Raw genomic sequence first — 1762 nt, 5'->3', positions numbered from 1 at the left:
TCGACGTCGACCTCGTCCGGTCTGAGCACTGCGACCAGTGGCATCTCGAGCTTGTCGACGGGCCTGAGCTCGACCAACAGCAGCGTGAGCAGCCTGTCGTCTTCGACGTCGTCGGGCCTGAGCACTGCGACGAGCGGCATCTCCAGCCTCTCGACTGGCTTGAGCTCAACGAATAGCAGCGTCAGTAGCCTGTCGACGTCGACCTCGTCCGGTCTGAGCACTGCGACCAGTGGCATCTCGAGCTTGTCTACGGGCCTGAGCTCAACCAACAGCAGCGTGAGCAGCCTGTCGTCTTCGACGTCGTCGGGCCTGAGCACGGCGATCAGTGGCATCTCCAGCCTCTCGACCGGCCTGAGCTCGACCAACAGCAGTGTGAGCAGCTTGTCGACCTCGACATCCAGTGGTCTGAGCACGGCGACGAGCGGCATCTCCAGCCTGTCTACGGGCCTGAGCTCCACAAACAGCAGCGTCAGCAGCCTGTCGACCTCCACGTCGTCCGGCCTGAGCACCGCCACCAGCGGTATCTCCAGCCTGTCCACGGGCTTGAGCTCGACCAACAGCAGCGTCAACAGCTTGTCCGCCTCGACCTCTTCGGGCTTGAGCACGGCGACCAGCAGCATCGGCAGCCTGTCCACAGGTCTGAGTTCGACGAACAGCAGCGTCAGCAGCCTGTCGACGTCCACGTCGTCGGGCCTGAGCACGGCGACCAGTGGCATCTCCAGCCTCTCGACCGGTTTGAGCTCCACGAACAGCAACGTGAGCAGCCTGTCGACCTCGACTTCGTCGGGTCTGAGCACGGCGACCAGCGGCATCTCGAGCTTGTCTACGGGCCTGAGCTCGACCAACAGCAGTGTCAGCAGCCTCTCGACAGGCTTGAGTAGCAGCGCCAGCGGTATCTCGAGTCTTTCGACCGGCCTGAGCTCAACCAACAGCAGCGTGAGCAGCCTGTCGTCTTCGACATCGTCCGGCTTGAGCACCGCCACCAGCGGCATCTCCAGCCTGTCTACGGGCCTGAGCTCGACCAACAGCAGTGTGAGCAGCTTGTCGACCTCCACATCCAGCGGTCTGAGCACGGCGACGAGCGGCATTTCGAGTCTCTCGACCGGCTTGAGCTCGACCAACAGCAGCGTGACCAGCCTGTCGTCTTCGACGTCGTCGGGCCTGAGCACGGCGACCAGCGGCATCTCCAGCCTCTCAACGGGCCTGAGCTCGACGAACAGCAGTGTCAGCAGCCTGTCGTCTTCGACGTCGTCCGGCTTGAGCACCGCCACCAGCGGCATCTCCAGCTTGTCCACGGGCCTGAGTTCGACGAATAGCAGTGTGAGCAGCTTGTCGACTTCGACCTCGTCGGGTTTGAGCACAGCTACCAGCGGCATTTCCAGCCTGTCGACCTCCACCTCGACGGGCCTGAGCACGGCCACTAGCGGCATCTCTAGCCTGTCGACCGGTCTGAGTTCCACGAACAGCAGCGTGAGCAGCCTGTCGACTTCGACGTCGTCGGGCCTGAGCACGGCAACCAGCAGCATCTCGAGCCTGTCCGCCTCGACGTCTTCGGGTTTGAGCACGGCGACCAGCGGCATCTCCAGTCTCTCCACTGGCCTTAGCTCCACCAACAGCAGCGTGAGCAGCTTGTCGACGTCCACGTCGTCCGGCTTGAGCACGGCGAGCAGCGGTATTTCGAGTCTCTCGACCTCCACGTCGTCTGGCCTGAGCACGGCGACCAGCGGCATCTCCAGCCTGTCCACTGGCCTGAGCTCCACGA

The 1762-nt window shown here is 63.5% G+C and carries 1 protein-coding gene; it reads right to left on the bottom strand.

Annotation, left to right across the window (positions count from 1 at the left end; all coding sequences use genetic code 11):
• Positions 1-1762: hypothetical protein (locus JC881_RS32890; RefSeq protein WP_198789808.1), on the bottom strand; the 1762-nt coding region annotated here is incomplete at both ends.

Source organism: Variovorax sp. IB41 (assembly GCF_016405905.1).
Lineage (GTDB): Bacteria > Pseudomonadota > Gammaproteobacteria > Burkholderiales > Burkholderiaceae_C > Variovorax.
The sequence above is the reverse complement of the archived record's forward strand: the minus strand, read 5'-3'. Positions and strand labels throughout refer to the sequence as shown.